The organism is Pantoea sp. GL120224-02, assembly GCF_900215395.1.
Classification (GTDB): domain Bacteria; phylum Pseudomonadota; class Gammaproteobacteria; order Enterobacterales; family Enterobacteriaceae; genus Pantoea; species Pantoea communis.
In genome coordinates this window covers 51503-67764 of record NZ_OBEC01000002.1, presented here as the reverse complement: position 1 = coordinate 67764, position 16262 = coordinate 51503, and the positions used below count along the sequence as shown (strand labels likewise).

Annotated in this window: 12 protein-coding genes; 6 read left to right on the top strand and 6 right to left on the bottom strand. The window is 55.7% G+C overall.

All coding sequences use genetic code 11. From position 1 onward, the window contains the following. Positions 1–203: 203 nt before the first annotated feature. Positions 204–1409 carry an MFS transporter gene (locus tag CRO33_RS05160; protein WP_097117370.1) on the top strand — a complete coding sequence of 402 codons (1206 nt, stop codon included), beginning with the start codon at positions 204–206 and terminating at the stop codon, positions 1407–1409. On the opposite strand, the gene ppk2 is transcribed toward CRO33_RS05160, so the two are convergent. Continuing rightward, on the bottom strand, positions 1406–2326 hold the full coding sequence (gene ppk2 / locus CRO33_RS05155) for a polyphosphate kinase 2 (RefSeq protein WP_045833553.1): 921 nt from the start codon (positions 2324–2326) through the stop codon (positions 1406–1408). The two genes, CRO33_RS05160 and ppk2, sit on opposite strands and share 4 nt — an antisense overlap. A gap of 12 nt (positions 2327–2338) precedes the next feature. Continuing rightward, positions 2339–3955 carry an inorganic phosphate transporter gene (locus CRO33_RS05150; protein ID WP_097117367.1) on the bottom strand — a complete coding sequence of 539 codons (1617 nt, stop codon included), beginning with the start codon at positions 3953–3955 and terminating at the stop codon, positions 2339–2341. 165 nt (positions 3956–4120) lie between these two features. Between CRO33_RS05150 and CRO33_RS05145 the strand changes: the two genes are divergently transcribed. Continuing rightward, positions 4121–5146 carry a transporter gene (locus CRO33_RS05145; protein ID WP_097117364.1) on the top strand — a complete coding sequence of 342 codons (1026 nt, stop codon included), beginning with the start codon at positions 4121–4123 and terminating at the stop codon, positions 5144–5146. Between the two features lie 170 nt (positions 5147–5316). On the opposite strand, the gene CRO33_RS05140 is transcribed toward CRO33_RS05145, so the two are convergent. Next, complete coding sequence (locus tag CRO33_RS05140) at positions 5317–6399, bottom strand: L,D-transpeptidase family protein (RefSeq protein WP_058961597.1); 1083 nt, start codon at positions 6397–6399, stop codon at positions 5317–5319. A gap of 198 nt (positions 6400–6597) precedes the next feature. Beyond that, positions 6598–8412 carry a glycoside hydrolase family 15 protein gene (locus CRO33_RS05135; RefSeq protein WP_097117362.1) on the bottom strand — a complete coding sequence of 605 codons (1815 nt, stop codon included), beginning with the start codon at positions 8410–8412 and terminating at the stop codon, positions 6598–6600. A 118-nt stretch (positions 8413–8530) separates the two neighbouring features. Here CRO33_RS05135 and CRO33_RS05130 point away from each other — a divergent pair, with 118 nt between their 5' ends. Beyond that, on the top strand, positions 8531–9310 hold the full coding sequence (locus CRO33_RS05130; RefSeq protein ID WP_097117360.1) for an SDR family oxidoreductase: 780 nt from the start codon (positions 8531–8533) through the stop codon (positions 9308–9310). On the opposite strand, the gene CRO33_RS05125 is transcribed toward CRO33_RS05130, so the two are convergent. Further along, positions 9307–9882 (bottom strand): DedA family protein, encoded by a 576-nt coding sequence (locus CRO33_RS05125; protein WP_034821056.1) that lies wholly within the window; start codon positions 9880–9882, stop codon positions 9307–9309. The two genes, CRO33_RS05130 and CRO33_RS05125, sit on opposite strands and share 4 nt — an antisense overlap. A gap of 168 nt (positions 9883–10050) precedes the next feature. Here CRO33_RS05125 and CRO33_RS05120 point away from each other — a divergent pair, with 168 nt between their 5' ends. The 3 genes from CRO33_RS05120 (at position 10051) to CRO33_RS05110 (ending at position 14429) form a co-directional block, all read left to right on the top strand. After that, the gene (locus CRO33_RS05120; protein ID WP_038648059.1) at positions 10051–10638 is read left to right on the top strand and encodes a Yip1 family protein; all 588 of its coding nucleotides are present in this window, start codon (positions 10051–10053) and stop codon (positions 10636–10638) included. 190 nt (positions 10639–10828) lie between these two features. Continuing rightward, the gene (gene pbpG, locus CRO33_RS05115; protein WP_097117586.1) at positions 10829–11758 is read left to right on the top strand and encodes a D-alanyl-D-alanine endopeptidase; all 930 of its coding nucleotides are present in this window, start codon (positions 10829–10831) and stop codon (positions 11756–11758) included. 226 nt (positions 11759–11984) lie between these two features. Further along, entirely contained in the window at positions 11985–14429 is a 2445-nt protein-coding gene (locus CRO33_RS05110) for a DUF3772 domain-containing protein (RefSeq protein WP_097117358.1), read from the top strand. 35 nt (positions 14430–14464) lie between these two features. Here the strand turns inward: CRO33_RS05110 and dld are convergent, their stop codons facing one another. Beyond that, positions 14465–16174: a D-lactate dehydrogenase gene (gene dld, locus CRO33_RS05105; protein WP_097117356.1), complete on the bottom strand. Its 1710-nt coding sequence runs from the start codon at positions 16172–16174 to the stop codon at positions 14465–14467. Positions 16175–16262 lie beyond the last annotated feature (88 nt).

The following is a 16262-nucleotide window of genomic DNA, read 5'->3' as shown; positions in this document are numbered from 1 at the left end:
AATTTTCAGGCCAATATATAAATGAAGATTAATTAAGAGCTGTTATTAATGTAAAACGAAATAACCGAGGCGACGTTTGATTGTTGACATGACCAGCATTATTCAGAATTAAGCTATGACACCGTTCCACGTAAAGTCAGGTTCAAGCTCAACACTGTTTGCGCTATAGTAGCGTTTCACATTCATTTGTAATGCCATCACTTATGTCTGACGCCGCTGTACTGAGTCATGCTCAGTTAAATAAACGCATCATTTCCGTTATTGTCTTCACCTTCTTCTGCTATCTCTCAGTAGGGCTGCCGCTCGCGGTGCTGCCGGGATTTGTGCATAACCAGCTGGGTTTCAGCTCGTTCATCGCCGGGCTGATCATCAGCCTGCAGTACTTCGCCACGCTGCTCAGTCGTCCGCATTCGGGCCGCCTGGCCGATCGCTATGGCCCGAAACGCGTGGTGATGATGGGATTGGTGTGCTGCGGCATGAGCGGCGTGCTCTCTCTTCTCGCCGCGTTGTTTACCGCAACACCCATGCTGAGTCTGGCGCTTTTAGCGCTGGGTAGGCTGTTTTTGGGCGTGGGAGAAAGCTTTAGCAGCACGGGTTCGACACTGTGGGGGATGAACCTTGTCGGACCGCTGCAGACGGCGCGTGTGATCTCCTGGAATGGCGTTGCCACCTACTTTGCGATGGCGATAGGCGCACCGCTCGGAGTGCTGCTCAATCAAATGTTCGGCATCAGCGGGTTTGCCGGACTCGTGGCGTTGATGGGCGTGATCGGTTTCTGCATGGCGAGTCGTAAGGCGGCGGTCAGCGTCACTGCGGGCGTGCGTATTCCTTTTCATCGCGTGGTCAGCCGCGTCTGGCTGTTCGGGCTGGCACTGGGCTTCGGCACCATCGGCTTTGGCGTCATCTCGACGTTTATCACGCTCTATTTTGCCAGCCGCGACTGGAGCGGTGCCGCCTTTGCCCTGACCTTGTTCAGCCTGGGCTTTGTACTGGTGCGACTGGCCGGTGGCCGCTACATCACCCGTTTTGGCGGGTTGAAAGTGTCGCTGGTGTCGTTTGTGCTGGAGTGTGCCGGTCTGCTGTTAATCTGGCAGGCCGACAGCAACTGGCTGGTGGATATCGGCGCGTTCCTGACCGGCGGTGGTTTCTCGCTGGTGTTCCCGGCGCTGGGTGTGGAAGCCGTTAAACGCGTGCAGCAACAGGATCAGGGATCGGCGTTAGGGACGTATTCGGCGTTTCTCGATTTAGGGCTGGGATTGACGGGGCCGGTGGCGGGGTTACTGATTGGTCATTGGGGGATGCAGTCGGTGTATCTGGCGGCGGCCCTGATGGTGCTAGGCGCATTTGCCATTACATTGCGTCTGCAACAGCAGCACGGCCGCCAGGCAGCCGTGCAAACTGTTCATTAATATTTCTCTGGTACCACCATGTTTTCTGGCACTGGCGCGCGGCGATAATCTTCATGACGTTCGCGCGTCGGTAACATAATGGTTTTGCTCTCGCTCTCTTCGTAGGGCACCTGTTGCAGCAGATGGCTGATGCAGTTCAGGCGCGCACGTTTCTTATCCACACCTTGCACTACCCACCATGGCGCTTCAGGAATATGGGTGCGCTCCAGCATCTCTTCTTTCGCTTCGGTGTAATCTTCCCAGCGACGACGACTTTCGAGGTCCATCGGGCTCAATTTCCACTGTTTCAGCGGATCGTGGATGCGGCTCAGGAAGCGCAGCTCCTGCTCTTCATCGGTAATCGAGAACCAGTATTTGATGATCTGAATGCCGCTGCGGGTCAGCATTTTTTCGAATTCCGGCACGCTGCGGTAAAACTCTTCCACTTCGGCTTCGTTACAGAAGCCCATCACGCGCTCAACGCCTGCGCGGTTGTACCAGCTGCGGTCAAACATCACAATTTCACCGGCTGCAGGCAAGTGAGCGATGTAGCGCTGGAAATACCACTGTGTTTTCTCACGATCGTTCGGTGCGGGCAGGGCGGCGACGCGACAGGTGCGCGGGTTTAAACGCTGGGTGATACGCTTGATCACCCCGCCTTTCCCGGCGGCATCACGGCCTTCAAACAAAATCACCACGCGATGTCCGGTACGCATCACCCAATCCTGCAACTTCACCAGCTCGCCCTGCAGATGCAGCAGCTCACGGAAGTAGCGGCGGCGAAAGGCCTTATCGCCTTCCTGCTGTGGCTCACCATTATCATTGAAGCGTAGATCGTCCAGCTCCATTTCCAGCTCTTCGTCGTAGCTGTCGTAAAACTCCTGCAGCAGACGCGCATTAAAGGTCTCGCTGTGGAAGCTATTGTCGTGTGTCGCCATGACTTTTCCCCGTTACAGATGAATAAACAGAGCGTAAAGCAGCCCTGAAAGTAAGACTGAGACCGGCAGCGTCAGTACCCACGCCAGCGCGAGGTTACGAATCGTTGAGAGCTGCAGACCAGATTTGTTGGCGGCCATTGAACCCGCTACGCCTGATGACAGCACGTGCGTAGTGGAGACCGGCAAGCCGAAAACATCCGCTGCGCCGATGGTCGCCATCGCCACCAGCTCCGCACTGGCACCTTGTGCGTAGGTCAGATGAGTTTTACCGATGCGCTCACCGACGGTGACCACAATGCGGCGCCAGCCCACCATGGTGCCGAGGCCAAGGGCAATTGCCACCACCACTTTCACCCACATCGGGATAAAGCGCGTGGCGGCATCCAGCTCCTTCTTCACCGCAGTAAGATTGCTGGCAATCTCTTCCGGCAGCGCGACTTTGGCCGATTGCAGATGTTTGATGGTCTCGGAGGCGAGGTACATATCGTTACGGGTGTTGGTCACCGCCTGTGCCGGGATATTTTCCACCGCACCATAACGACGGATCTGGTCGCCGATATCGCCCAGCATCATGCCAAGGGCAGGCAATACCTGTGGACGGTTCTGGCTGGTACGCACAAATTCGGTCAGTACTTCACGCGGTGCGGGCATTGCAGCTGGTGCCGGTTGCAGCGTCAGCAACTGCTGTTCGGTGACCTGAGTTAACGCGGCCACGCGCGGGATTTGATCCGGCGGCAGCGAACGGTTCAGGGCGTAGGCAATCGGCATGGTGCCGACCAGAATCAGCATGATGAGGCCCATGCCTTTCTGACCGTCGTTTGAGCCGTGAGCGAAAGAGACGCCGGTACAGGTCAGAATCAGCAGGCCGCGAATCCACGCCGGTGGGGGCTGATTGCCTTTTGGTGCTTCATACAGCTGACGGTTGCGGATAAAGGCTTTCATCGCCAGCAACAGCAGCGCAGCACAGATAAAGCCGACAATCGGTGACAGCAGCAGGGCGTAACCCACTTTGATCGCCTGATCCCAATCCACACCGCTGGTGCCGCTGCGACCATGCAGCAGGGCATTCGCCACGCCCACGCCGATGATCGAACCGATCAGCGTATGCGAAGAGGAGGCTGGCAGGCCGAAATACCAGGTGCCGAGGTTCCAGATGATGGCCGAGAACAACAGCGCATACACCATGGCAAAGCCGTTGCCGCTGCCTGCCTGCAGAATCAGCTCCACCGGCAGCAGCGAGATAATGCCAAACGCCACCACGCCGCTGGAGAGCAATACGCCGAGGAAGTTGCAGAAGCCCGACCACACCACGGCCACACCCGGAGACAGCGAATGGGTATAAATCACAGTGGCGACAGCATTAGCGGTATCGTGGAAGCCGTTAACAAACTCAAAGCCGAGCGCAATCACTAAAGCCACGCCCAGCAGCAGGAACGGCGTATAGCTGGTGACCGGCGCGCCGGTCTCTTCCACGTCGTTGAACAGATTGATGGCGGTGAACAGCAGGCCGCCGCACAGCAGGATCAGAAAGATGATGCGTGAGATTTTTCCGTTGCCCTGGTTAAGATTCGGGCGTCCGTTGTGGGACGATGATGTTGATGTAGATGCAGGTAAACTGTTTTCAGCCATAACACACCCCGGTGTGGATTGACGGTGCTCGAATGGCACCCGTTACCCGCAGTGTGATACGTGGTTTGTATGACAGAATGATGATCGCGATCACGCTCTGTCATCTTGCTGTAACACGGCTGTCGCAGTATGTGGATCTGACCGCTTCGGGATCATCACGCTGCCATGCTCCAGCCTGTCTTGCCGTTTGCCTCGTTACCGGACTTCAATAATGAAGTGGCCGGTCTTATTCATGGCTATCTGTTCACGCCGGAAGCGGCGCCACAGCGGCTCAATGCCCGTGAAGCTGCACAGCTTGCACAGCAAGATTTGCCGGAATCCTATTTTCTTTGGCTACACATCAACCTGAATCATGCGCGTGCCGAACGCTGGGTTCAGGACCACTTTAGTGTAGATGATGATTTTTTCGACGAGATCCATTCTGCTTCACCGCGCACACGTTTGGCCCATCAAAACGATGCGCTGCTGGCGGTGCTCAATGATGTGACGTTCAGCAAAGAAGAGCGCAGCACACAGAACGCGACGTTGTGGATTTGGTGCTGTGCGCACACCATTGTCACCGCGCGTTATCGCCCGGTGGGAATGATTGAACGCATGCATCAGCAAATTGATCGTCTCCCGTTCGCCGAGCCGGATGCGATGCTGTTGTGGTTGCTGGGTGAGCAGGAAGCGCAATTAGAGCAAGTGGTGCGTCGCTCCAGTCAGGCGGTGGATGCCATTGAAGAGCGTTTGCTCAGTGCAGCGATTAAAACCAACCGCAGTGAGTTGGGCCATTTACGCCGTATGCTACTGCGTGTGCAGCGTTTGCTGGCACCGGAACCCGCCGCGCTATTTCGTTTGTTAAATCGGCCACCAAAGTGGCTTAAGCGCGAACCGCTCAGTGAATTGCGCATCTTTACGGAAGAGTTCAGCGTGGCATTGAATGACCTGGCGGGACTGATGGAACGCATTCGCTTGTTGCAGGAAGAGATTGCCGCGAGTTTGATGGAGCAGAGTAACCGCACGCTGTTTTTACTGACGGTGATCACCGTGCTGGCGCTGCCGATTAACATCATTGCCGGCTTTTTCGGTATGAACGTGGGCGGGATTCCGCTGGCAAATAATCCGCACGGTTTCATACTGTTGGTGATTGTGGTGCTGGTGTTTACCCTGGTGGCGGGCTGGCTGGCGCTGAGACGGCGGCGGGAATGATGCCCAGGCATCCAGGCGCGCATCAAGGGACTACCGGGCACACAGGTAACAGATCAGAACGACCACATAAGTCACAATCTTGTGGCCAGTCGAGTCGGGTAATACGTTTTTGCGCCCATAAAAAAACCAGCCGCAATGGACTGGTTTTTTACTGCATGGCGAGTCAGCGATTACAGGCTGTTGCCGGTCGCTGGAGCAGGCTGAGCAGCCGGAGCCACATCACTCTGCGGTGCAACGCCGCTGGCACCTTGCGGAGTCATCGGCTCTTCTTTCGGCGTGGCGTCAGAAGATTCCTGTACCGGCACCGGCGCAGGCATCACTTCACCCTGCGGGCCATTGATCTTAACTGGCATACCGTTACGCGCCTGGATAGCGTTGTTCACTGCATCCTGGTTAGTGCTGCCATCGGCAATCACTTTGGTCACAGCAGCGGTCAGTGTAATCGGCACCACTTCACGTGAGTTGAACTGCTCTTCGGTAGTAGAGAGTGGGTTGTGCACTTCTACATAGCGAGAACCATCTGGCTCAACGGTGGCTTTCACCGGCTGATCGATAAACTGTACGCGAGTACCAACCGGCACGTTGTCGAACAGCCATTTGATGTCGTCAGCACGCAGACGCACACAGCCGTGGCTCACGCGTAAACCGATACCGAAGTTGGCGTTAGTACCGTGAACTGCATACAGGCGGCCGATATACAGCGCATACAGGCCCATCGGGTTATCCGGACCTGCCGGGAATACCGCTGGAATGCTTTCGCCACGTGATGCGTATTCTGCGTGCATCGCTTTGGTCGGCGTCCAGGTTGGACCGGCTTTTTTACGCTGAACCGTCGTAGTCCAGTTCACTGGCGTGTCTTTGCCCAGTTCGCCGATACCGATTGGCAGCACAACCACGGTCTTGGTGCCTTTCGGGTAGTAGTAAAGACGCATTTCCGCGCTGTTGATCACGATGCCTTCACGCGGGGCGTCAGGCAGGATCAACTGCTGAGGGATCACCATTTTGGTGCCCGCTTTTGGCAGATAAACATCAACGCCCGGATTGGCTTCCAGCATGTTGCTGAGGCCCATCTGGTACTGAGCAGCGAAGGCTTCCAGCGGAAGTCGGCTGTCATCAGGCACGGTGATTTCAAGGTTTTCGCCGATCAAACGGCTGTTAGCCGCTGGCAGCGGATACACTACTGCGAATGCCGACTGGCTGAACGCCGCCAGTACTAAAGCAAGTGAAGCGAACGCGCGAATGCTCTTTTTCATGTTTTTCAAGTCGTTATAGCCGTGTTTCAGGCTTGTCAGTGTGTCGAATCCATCTTGGTCTCAATGACCCGGTGCGCATTATATGTGCATAGGCGCAGTGATGGGAATCAGGATTTTCAATGGCTGATGATACTTTACTTAATTAGTGGGCATTTCCCGACCCATCTCGTTGCCGTACCGCCCAAAATGTGAATTCTCTTAAGGCTGCCACAGCGTCACTTCATTACTCAATTTACGATTGAGGAAAAAAGCGGCACTGATTAACGCCAAATGCGACAGCGCCTGCGGCATATTCCCCAGCGCTTCGCCATGCGTAGTAAATTCCTCGGCGTACAATCCCTGGGGATTGGCATAGCTCAGCAGCTTTTCAAACTCAAAATGCGCCTCATGCACGCGCCCGGCCCGCGCCAGACACTCCACATACCAGAAGGAACAGGCGGCAAAGGAACCTTCACCCCCGGTTAAGGCATCGGCAGGCGTTTCGCTAATGTTATAGCGGCGCACTAAACCGTCGCTCACCAGGTGGGTTTTAATCGCGTCAAGGGTGGCGATCCAGTCAGGATCGGTGGAGCTGACAAAGCGCACCAGCGGCATCAACAGCATGGATGCGTCCAGGAACTTGCCGCCGCGTGTGGCGGTGAAATGGCCCAGTTCCGGGTTCCAGAAGTTTTGCCAGATGTCGTCGCGAATTTCACTGCGCACACGATCCCAGCGCTCATACGGCATTGGCAACGAACGCTTCAGACCGAGACGCAGGGCGCGATCCAACGCCACCCAGCACATCAGGCGCGAATGCAGAAAGTGCTCCGGCTCACCGCGCATCTCCCAGATACCGGCATCGGGCTGGTTCCAGTTGCCGCAGACATAATCAATCATGTCGGACACATGCCGCCAGCCACGTTGTGAAATGGCTTCACCGTATTTATTGGCAAGGTAAATGGCATCCATCAGTTCGCCGTAAATATCCAGCTGGGTCTGCCGCCACGCATCATTGCCGATGCGTACCGGGCGCGAGTTGGCATAGCCGGAAAGATTGAGCAACTCGGTTTCATGCAGTTCGGTGCCGCTGTCCAGGCGATACATCACCTGCAGGTGCGGCGTGTCGTCATGGCTGTGCTCGACGCAACGCCCCACCCAATGGGTAAAGTCTCGCGCTTCTTCCACATAGCCCAGCCGCATCAGCGCATACATGCTGAAGGAGGCATCCCGAATCCACGAGGCGCGATAATCCCAGTTGCGCTCGCCGCCTAACTCTTCCGGCAAACCAAAGGTCGCTGCAGCCGCAATCGAACCGTGCTGTTTCGAGGTAAGTAGTTTGAGTGCCAGTGCGGATCGCGTCACCATTTCCTGCCAGCGTCCGCGATACGTACTGTGGCTGCTCCAGCGCCGCCAGTAGGCCAGTGTGTCACTGAAGCACTGTTCAGTGGCAATCTCCGCCACGAAGGGATCGTCATCGCTGCCAAATACAAACTCAGCAGATTCCCCGGCTTTGAGGGTAAATTCGGCAACTGCACTGTGGTTTTCACGGGTCATCACCACCGTAGCACTCAGCCGTAACGCGGGCTGGCCTTCAGCAAGAAAGGCCACGCCACCGGGGCGCAGTTCGGTATGGGTTTCAGCACGGGCATAATCATGGCGCGGGGCGCACAGCAAATTGAAGGTGGCCGAGCCGCGCACCATTTTGACCCGACGTACCAGTCGCGGCACTTTATTGGGCTGGTCGCAGATCGGCATGTAATCGGTGATCTCCGCCACGCCCGCATCGCCTAACCAGCGCGTCTGTAAAATATTGGTGTCCGGCAGATAGAGCTGCTGCTGGCGCGCATTTTTCCAGTCGGGTGCCAGTGAGAACAGACCGGCATCATCGCCATCCAGCAACGCAGCAAACACGGATGGGCTGTCTAACTCGGGCCAGCAGAGATAATCAATGGTGCCCTCATTGGCGATCAATGCACAGGTCCGTAAATCCCCAATCACGCCGTGATCATCAATTCTGCGTTTAATTTTGCTCATCCTGCCTCCTTGACTGCATCTGATTGTTAACTATAGACGAAAGGGTTTTTTCGGCTGATCCGAGGCACAGAACGATAACTTCTATACTGTGAGGACACCCATCACGCAGGAGAATGTTATGGCACTGGGGAAACAGAAAGTGGCCGTGGTTACCGCATCCGATTCCGGCATTGGCCGCAGCTGTGCCGTCATGCTGGCTGAAGCGGGCTACACGTTAGGGATCACCTGGCGCTCAGATGAAGCGGGGGCGCAGGAAACAGCGCGACTGGTCGAAAGCAAAGGGCAAACCGCACAGGTGCGGCAGCTGGATCTTTCCGACCCGCAAGAAGGGGGCAAGCAACTGGCGCAGCTCATCAATTCACTGGGTCGCATTGACGTATTGGTCAACAATGCGGGCGTGATGATGAAAGCCGATTTTCTCGACGTCACCTTTGAAGATTGGCGGAAAACGTTCAGCGTCGATGTGGATGGTTCATTTATCTGCGGACAGATCGCCGCCCGCCATATGGTCGATCAGGGCGATGGCGGGCGCATCATTAACATCACTTCAGTGCATGAACACACTCCGTTGCCGGATGCCACCGCTTACACCGCGGCGAAACATGCGCTCGGCGGTCTGACCAAATCGATGGCGTTGAGTTTGTTGCCCCATCACATTCTGGTGAATGCGGTTGCACCGGGCGCGATTGCCACTGCAATGAACCATCTGACTGACGATCAGGCGCACAGCACACGTATGCCGGAAATTCCGATTGGACGGCCCGGCGATACGCGTGAAGTGGCAAGTTTAGTCGCGTGGTTGTGTTCGGAATGGGCGACCTATACCACCGGACAATCGTTTATTGTTGACGGTGGCTTTATGCTGGCCAACCCGCAGTTTAAAGGTTATCACCACTAATCCGCCCGGCGGCGGTTCCAGCGGCGAATCACGTAACGCAGCGCGATGCCGAACACAATCGCCGCCACCAGCCACAGCAAATGTTTAAGATGCTGGTCGAGTTTATGCAGCCACGGAGTAATGATCTCCCCGGCGAAGTAACCCAGGGTGACAAAGATCAGCGACCAGAGCGCGGCGCCTATCACGTTGAGCACAAAGAAGCGCAGCGGTTTTAACCGGCTGGTACCGATGATGATCGGGCCAATAATGCGGAAGCCGTACATAAAGCGCACGCCAATCACAAACAGACTCGGGCGCTTCTGAATCAGGCGATTGGCTTTACGAATGGTATCTTCATGTTTACGGAAACGGCGCAGAATGCGCGTACCGTAGCGACGGCCCAGCCAAAACAGCAGCTGATCGCCGATAATTCCTCCCACCATCGCGGCCAGCACCACGCCGGTGAAGTGCAGCAGGCCTTCATGCGCCGCCACGCCGCCCAGCAGGGTAAAAGTTTCCCCTTCCGCGATACAGCCAATCAGCAACGCCAGATAGCCGTACTGCGTAATTAATCCATTGATATCGAGATGCAAATTTTCCTCCCTGTCGCGAGTGATTCAGGTAACAGTTTATACGCCAGCGGCTTTTTTTGTGCCGCTGTCCGCAAAAACAGCCGCGCCGATTATACTTGAAGGGAAGCTGCCTGAGTGAGACAGCCTGATCGCTGAAGTGGCAGCCCGTCGCATCAGAGGAGTGATTTTATGAATCATGTCTGGGGTCTTCTGGCGCATCCTAACCAGGAAATGCGCGATATCAAGCAAGAAAACGAGAGCGTTTCGCACCACTACACCCACCATGTTTTGATGATGGCAGCGATCCCGGTGATCTGTGCCTTTATCGGTACCACACAATTGGGCTGGAATCTGGGCGAAGGGCAGTTCGTACAACTCAACCTGCTGACCGGCATCGGTCTCGGCATTCTTTTCTATCTGATTATCTTAGGCGGCGTGGCGGTGATGGGCCGCGTCATTCATTGGATGGCGCGCGATTATCCGCAGCGTCCCAGCGTTCAGCGCTGTACCGTGTTTGCTGGCTATGTCGCTACCCCGTTATTTATTAGTGGGCTGGTGGCACTTTATCCGCTGGTGTGGCTGTGCGTGTTGGTCGGCGCGGTGGCGTTACTCTATACCGGCTATCTGCTGTACGTCGGCATTCCGGTGTTCCTCAATATTGATCGTGAAGAGAGCATGCGCTTCTCAGGATCGACACTGGCGATTGGTGTGCTGGTGTTTGAAGTGCTGCTGGCACTGACCGTGGTGTTGTGGGGTTACGGACCACGATTGTTCTAACCTGCAACGACACCGTGAACGGGAGGCCATTAGGTCTCCCGTTTTTTTAACGCTCAGAAACAATCTACCTAAGAAATTTCGCAGATAAGCGCGTATTATGCTGCTGCCAGCCCGCATCCCGTCTGGTTTGATGCGCGCGGCCTGTGTCTTAAACACGGCGCAAAACTCCTTACCGGATTTTTTTGACACGATGTCTGTAAAAATGCGTATTTCCTTGCTGTCGCTGGCGCTATTTGTCGCCGCACCGGCAGCTGTCACTCCGGCACTGGCCGCGCCTGCTGCGCTGTCTAATCTGGCGCCGATTGCCCAACCGCAAATCGCCTCCGGCAGTGCCATGATTGTCGATCTTGAAACCAATAAAGTGCTGTTCTCCAGCCATCCGGATCGTGTGCGGCCTATCGCGTCACTCACCAAGCTGATGACTGCAATGGTGGTGCTGGATGCGAAACTGCCGATGGACGAGATGCTGTCGGTGGATATCAGCCACACGCCAGAGATGCGCGGTGTGTTCTCGCGCGTCAAATTGAACAGTGAAATCAGCCGCCGCAATATGCTGCTGCTGGCGCTGATGTCATCGGAAAACCGTGCTGCCGCCAGCCTGGCGCATCACTATCCAGGTGGCTATGACGCCTTTATCCGCGCGATGAATGCCAAAGCGCGTGCGCTGGGCATGACGCATACCCACTATGTTGAACCGACAGGTTTGTCGATTCACAACGTCTCCAATGCGGAAGACTTGATCAAGCTGGCAAAAGCCACGCGTCAATATCCGTTGATTGGTGAACTGAGCACCACCAAAGAAGATACGGCGGTGTTTAAGCATCCGAACTATGCGCTGCCGTTCCGTAATACCAATCACCTGGTGTACAAAAACGACTGGCGTATCGCATTGACTAAAACCGGTTATACCGATGAAGCCGGCCACTGCCTGGTGATGCGCACGGTGATTAATAACCGTCCGGTGGCGCTGGTGGTGCTGGATGCGTTTGGCAAGTACACCCACTTTGCCGATGCCAACCGTCTGCGCGACTGGCTGGAAACCGGCAATGCGGCGCCGGTTCCGGCAGCGGCGCTGGCCTACAAGAAGCAGAAATCGTCGCAAACGGCCAGCAACGAGTAATCACGACGTCTGTTTCCCTTCACTGATGCACAATGGATTGTGCGTCTGTGAGTGCTTCCGATTGGCGGGATAAGTCCTCCCGAATGACCAAAAAAATCCCTAATCGTCAGCACCAATGTTTTCGCGCTTCATTCCTATAGTTTCCGCTTCGGCTACGCTCTACACTGGCCGCCATCTAAAGTTAACTGGCATTTATCGGCTGTCATTGCGCTGGAATCTTACTCATATGTACAAGCTTCGTTCGCTATTTACCCCATTTATACTGCTGCTGGTGCTGTTAAGCCCGGCACTGAGCTACGCGGATGACAATACTGCCGCCGCAGCTCAGCAAGAGGACGCCGCACCCAAGGTCAATCCTGTGGTTGAGCTGCCGAAAATGCAGAAAATCCTCGACAAGATTAAAGGCCAGGTGTCAGGCGATACCAATGAGAGCCAGCTCAACCAGCTCAATGAGATGGCGCTGGAGCTTTCGGGTAATGCAGAAACCCTCAGCCAGTCGCTGATCCCGCAGGGGCAGCAGCTGGATGCACAGTTAGCGGTGCTCGGTCCGGCACCGAAGCCGGACAGCGGTGTGAAAGAGACGCCGGAAGTGACGCGTAAACGCGCTTCGCTGGAGAGCCAGAAAAGCAAGCTGGATGACCAAATCAAGCAGGCCGACGGCATTAAAAATGGCGCGCTGGTGCTCTCCTCACAGATCGTCAACCTGCGCCGTGATCAGTTGAAAAGCCAGCTGGCGCTCAACTCAGGCAGCATTTTGGGGCCGCGTTTTTGGGCGCCAATGGTCAGCCGTCAGGATCTGGACGGTGAGAAGATCAGCGACTTTATCGCTGAACTGCAGAACACCGCTGCGCTCTCCTGGGAACCCGGTTGGCGTTTCGGCACCATGGGTTGGTTGATTGCGGCAATGCTGGTGATGACCCTGGGCCGTCGCTACTGCGAAGAGTTTTTGGCCTGGGTGAGCATCAATAAACTGCCAGAGGGGCGCTTGCGTCGCAGCTTCCTGGCCGCGGCAATTGCCTTGACCACCCTGGCGGCCGTGGTGCTGACCTTCAACTTTATCGCGCTGGCGTTTACCCGCCGTGATGAAGTCTCGACTGACGTGCAGGATTTTGTTGAGCGTCTGGTACAACTCAGTGTCTATTGCGGTTTGATCGCCGGATTAGGGCGAGCCTTCCTGTCCACGCGTCGTCCGAGCTGGCGATTGCCCGGCATCTCCAATGAAGTCGCACAGGCGCTGAAGCCGTTCCCGCCGATTACGGCTGGATTGGTGTTTATTTTCCAGACAGCGGAAGCCTTTAACTACAGCGTTGGCACCAGCCTGAACACCACTATTTTCGCGAACGGTCTGACGGCGCTGCTGATTGGCACCACCGGTATGGCGATCAGCATGCGTACCAATCGCGTACGCCGCCGTATGGTGCAAGAGGGCAATGCGCCAGAAGCGCGCCCGACCATTGTTGGACTGGTTCAGCTGGCGCTGACGCTCACCGCGCTCGCGATATTGATTTCACTGATCATCGGTTATGTCACGCTGGCCCGCTTCCTCGGTTATGAGGTGATTTGGTGCGGCATTCTGTTTGGCTCGTTCTACTTCCTCAGCCATTTGATCAATGACGGCTGTGAAAGCCTATTCTCCACCAACAATGCCACCGGCAAACGTCTGCAGACCTCATTAAACATTGATGAGCGTTATCTGCAGCAGGCGGCTACGCTGCTGGGCGCAGTTGGTAAAACCGCACTGATCGGTATTGTGGTGCTGGCGCTGCTAAACGGCACCTTCGCCTCTTCAACGCCGATCGAGCTGATTCAGAAAGTGATTGAGTTCTGGGGCGGCAAAGGGCTGGAGTCGTTGAACATCGTGCCGGCGCATATGGTGAATGCCATTCTGTGTCTGGTGGTGGGCATCTACGTGCTACGTTCGGTGCGTCGCTGGCTGGATAAAGATTTCCTGCCCAAAACCACCATGGACGTGGGCATGCGCGTGTCGCTGGTGACGCTGTTCAGCAATATCGGCTATGTGCTGATCATTCTGCTGACGCTGTCGATCATGGGCCTGCAGTGGAACAAACTGGCGTGGATCGTCAGTGCCTTGTCGGTCGGTATCGGTTTCGGCTTACAAGAGATCGTGAAGAACTTTATCTCCGGTTTGATTCTGTTAACCGAGCGGCCGGTAAAAGTGGGCGATCTGGTGAGTATTAGCGGCATTGAAGGGGATATTCGCCGTATCAATGTGCGTGCCACCGAGATTCAGCTCAGTGATAAATCCACGGTGATTGTGCCGAACTCACAGTTCATCTCACAGAACGTGCGTAACGCCACCATGGGCAATGCACAGGGTGTTGTGACCATTATGTTGACCTTCCCGCTGGATATTGATCCGGTGCGTGTGCGTGAGATTCTGCTGGAGGTTTACCAGGAGAACGAGCGCATTCTGGAAACGCCTGAGCCATCCGTCTCATTCAAGGATTTGACCTCTGCGGGCATCGTGTTGAGCGTCACCGGCAACGTGGCGGGCCAGCGTCAGATCTCCAGCGCTAAGAGTGACCTGCTGTTCGATATTCTGACGCGCCTGCGCAAAGAGGGCATTGTGCTGTCCACACCGCAGACGATGATCATTGAACGTCGAGCCGTGCCAGCGGCCACGCAGGAAGAGGGCGAGCAACTGCCATAATCCATTGGGCGGCTCTCGGGCCGCCCATTAATTTATCAAGCCTTAACCGCCCAACCTTTCTGTTTGCTGGTTTTGCCGATCCCCGGATTAAAGGTATTGGTCGGATCCAGCTGACGATAAAACGCCTGCAACTGCGGTTTTGCCTGATACAGATGCCCGACGTTATGCTCAGCCGGATACTCGGCACCGCGTTCGCTGAGGATCGCCAGCATCTTCTCCTTCAACGCATGCGCATCCACGCCTTTCTTCACGATGTAATCCTGGTGGAAGACATGACAGAAGAAGTGGCCGTAATAAAGGCGATGACTAAGATCGTTATCAAACTCCGCCGGTAAGCGCTCAAACCAATCCTGATCGTTACGACGCAGCGCGATATCCAGCGCCAGAATATCTTCCACTTCATCCGCATGCACCGCGTGGTAGCGCACTGCGGCACCGGCAGCGGCGAAGCGATGCAGGAAAGCATGTGCGCCTTCCTTGCCGTCACAGGCAAAGAACTCGCCACCGCCTTCGCGGAAGTATTCGTGCAAATACTCCTGCGCTTCCGCTACGCCTTCACCGGACATTTTCAGCATCAGGTGATGCTCAAACTTATCGCGATACTGCTTCATACGTTTCGGCAGATGGGCAGGCAACCAACCGCTGATGCGCTGCAATACGCGATCGGTGAAGTGCGGTTTAACAAAACTCAGCTTACCCAGCCAGGCATCCACCCGACCTTTCAGCGTGAAGAACAGTGGCATTTTGTCGGTGCCGAGCTTATCAATCATCACAAAAGTGTCTTTGCCGTACACTTCGGCGATGTCGAAAATGTCGCGGTGCATGTATTCGCCCGCTACCGGTAAGTTTTTAAACTCGGCCAGGATATGGCGGCGCAGATCGCCCAATACCGCTGGATCGTTAGTACCGATATAAAACACCTGCTGCTTCGGTTCGCTGGGGAAGGTATCAAGACGCACGGCGAATACCGCCAGTTTGCCCGCGCAACCCGAAGCCTCGAACAGGCGGCGCTCATCGGCGTTGAAGCGAGCGGGTGTATCCGCATGGATATCGCGCACGCGTTCTGCATATTCATGATCTGAAGCATGACGTTCATCCCAGCGCACGTCACTTTGCTGCCAGCGATCGTCATCCAGTCGACCGAGCATCTCTTCCGGCGAGTGGCCGAGATCCATGCCGAGATGATTGACCAGCTTCAGTTTGCCGTCGGCATCAATCTGCGCATAAAGCGCCATTTCGCTGTAGGCCGGGCCGCGTTTGATCAGTGAACCGCCGGAGTTATTACAAATCCCGCCCATCACTGATGCGCCGATACAAGAGGAGCCGATCACCGAGTGTGGTTCACGTCCCAGCGGCTTAAGGGCTTTTTCCAGCTGATAAAGGGTGCTGCCAGGGAAGGCCAGAATCTGATTGCCGCCATCAATCAGCTGCAATTTATCGAGGCGCAAAGTACTGATGATCACCACCGGGCGATCATAATCATTGCCGTTAGGCGTGGAGCCTTCGGTCAGGCCGGTGTTGGCGGCCTGCATCAAAATCACCGCATCGGCCTGCACCAGCGCCTGCATTATCCGCCACAGTTCCAGCAAGGAGCCGGGGAACACCACCGCCAGCGCATCGCCTTCACCGGAGCGGAAACCCTTACGATAGCGTGCGGTTTGTTCCGCCTCAGTTAACAGGTGTGAAGGGCCGACGAGGCGGCGCAGTTCAGCCAGCAGTGTAGGGTGTGAGGTGTTGTTATTCATGAACCTGTCCTTGTCGTTAACGTTGCGCATCTACTTTAGCACGCGTCAACGGCATGATCGCGGTGTGACATCGGTGGCTACCTGCTAT

Bases quoted from the DNA above. Each gene is read 5' to 3' on its own strand.
- CRO33_RS05150 (WP_097117367.1), bottom strand. From the start codon at position 3,955: ATGGCTGAAAACAGTTTACCTGCATCTACATCAACATCATCGTCCCAC.
- CRO33_RS05140 (WP_058961597.1), bottom strand. From the start codon at position 6,399: ATGAAAAAGAGCATTCGCGCGTTCGCTTCACTTGCTTTAGTACTGGCG.
- CRO33_RS05145 (WP_097117364.1), top strand. From the start codon at position 4,121: ATGCTCCAGCCTGTCTTGCCGTTTGCCTCGTTACCGGACTTCAATAAT.
- CRO33_RS05135 (WP_097117362.1), bottom strand. From the start codon at position 8,412: ATGAGCAAAATTAAACGCAGAATTGATGATCACGGCGTGATTGGGGAT.
- pbpG (WP_097117586.1), top strand. From the start codon at position 10,829: ATGTCTGTAAAAATGCGTATTTCCTTGCTGTCGCTGGCGCTATTTGTC.
- CRO33_RS05110 (WP_097117358.1), top strand. From the start codon at position 11,985: ATGTACAAGCTTCGTTCGCTATTTACCCCATTTATACTGCTGCTGGTG.
- dld (WP_097117356.1), bottom strand. From the start codon at position 16,174: ATGAATAACAACACCTCACACCCTACACTGCTGGCTGAACTGCGCCGC.
- ppk2 (WP_045833553.1), bottom strand. From the start codon at position 2,326: ATGGCGACACACGACAATAGCTTCCACAGCGAGACCTTTAATGCGCGT.
- CRO33_RS05120 (WP_038648059.1), top strand. From the start codon at position 10,051: ATGAATCATGTCTGGGGTCTTCTGGCGCATCCTAACCAGGAAATGCGC.
- CRO33_RS05160 (WP_097117370.1), top strand. From the start codon at position 204: ATGTCTGACGCCGCTGTACTGAGTCATGCTCAGTTAAATAAACGCATC.
- CRO33_RS05130 (WP_097117360.1), top strand. From the start codon at position 8,531: ATGGCACTGGGGAAACAGAAAGTGGCCGTGGTTACCGCATCCGATTCC.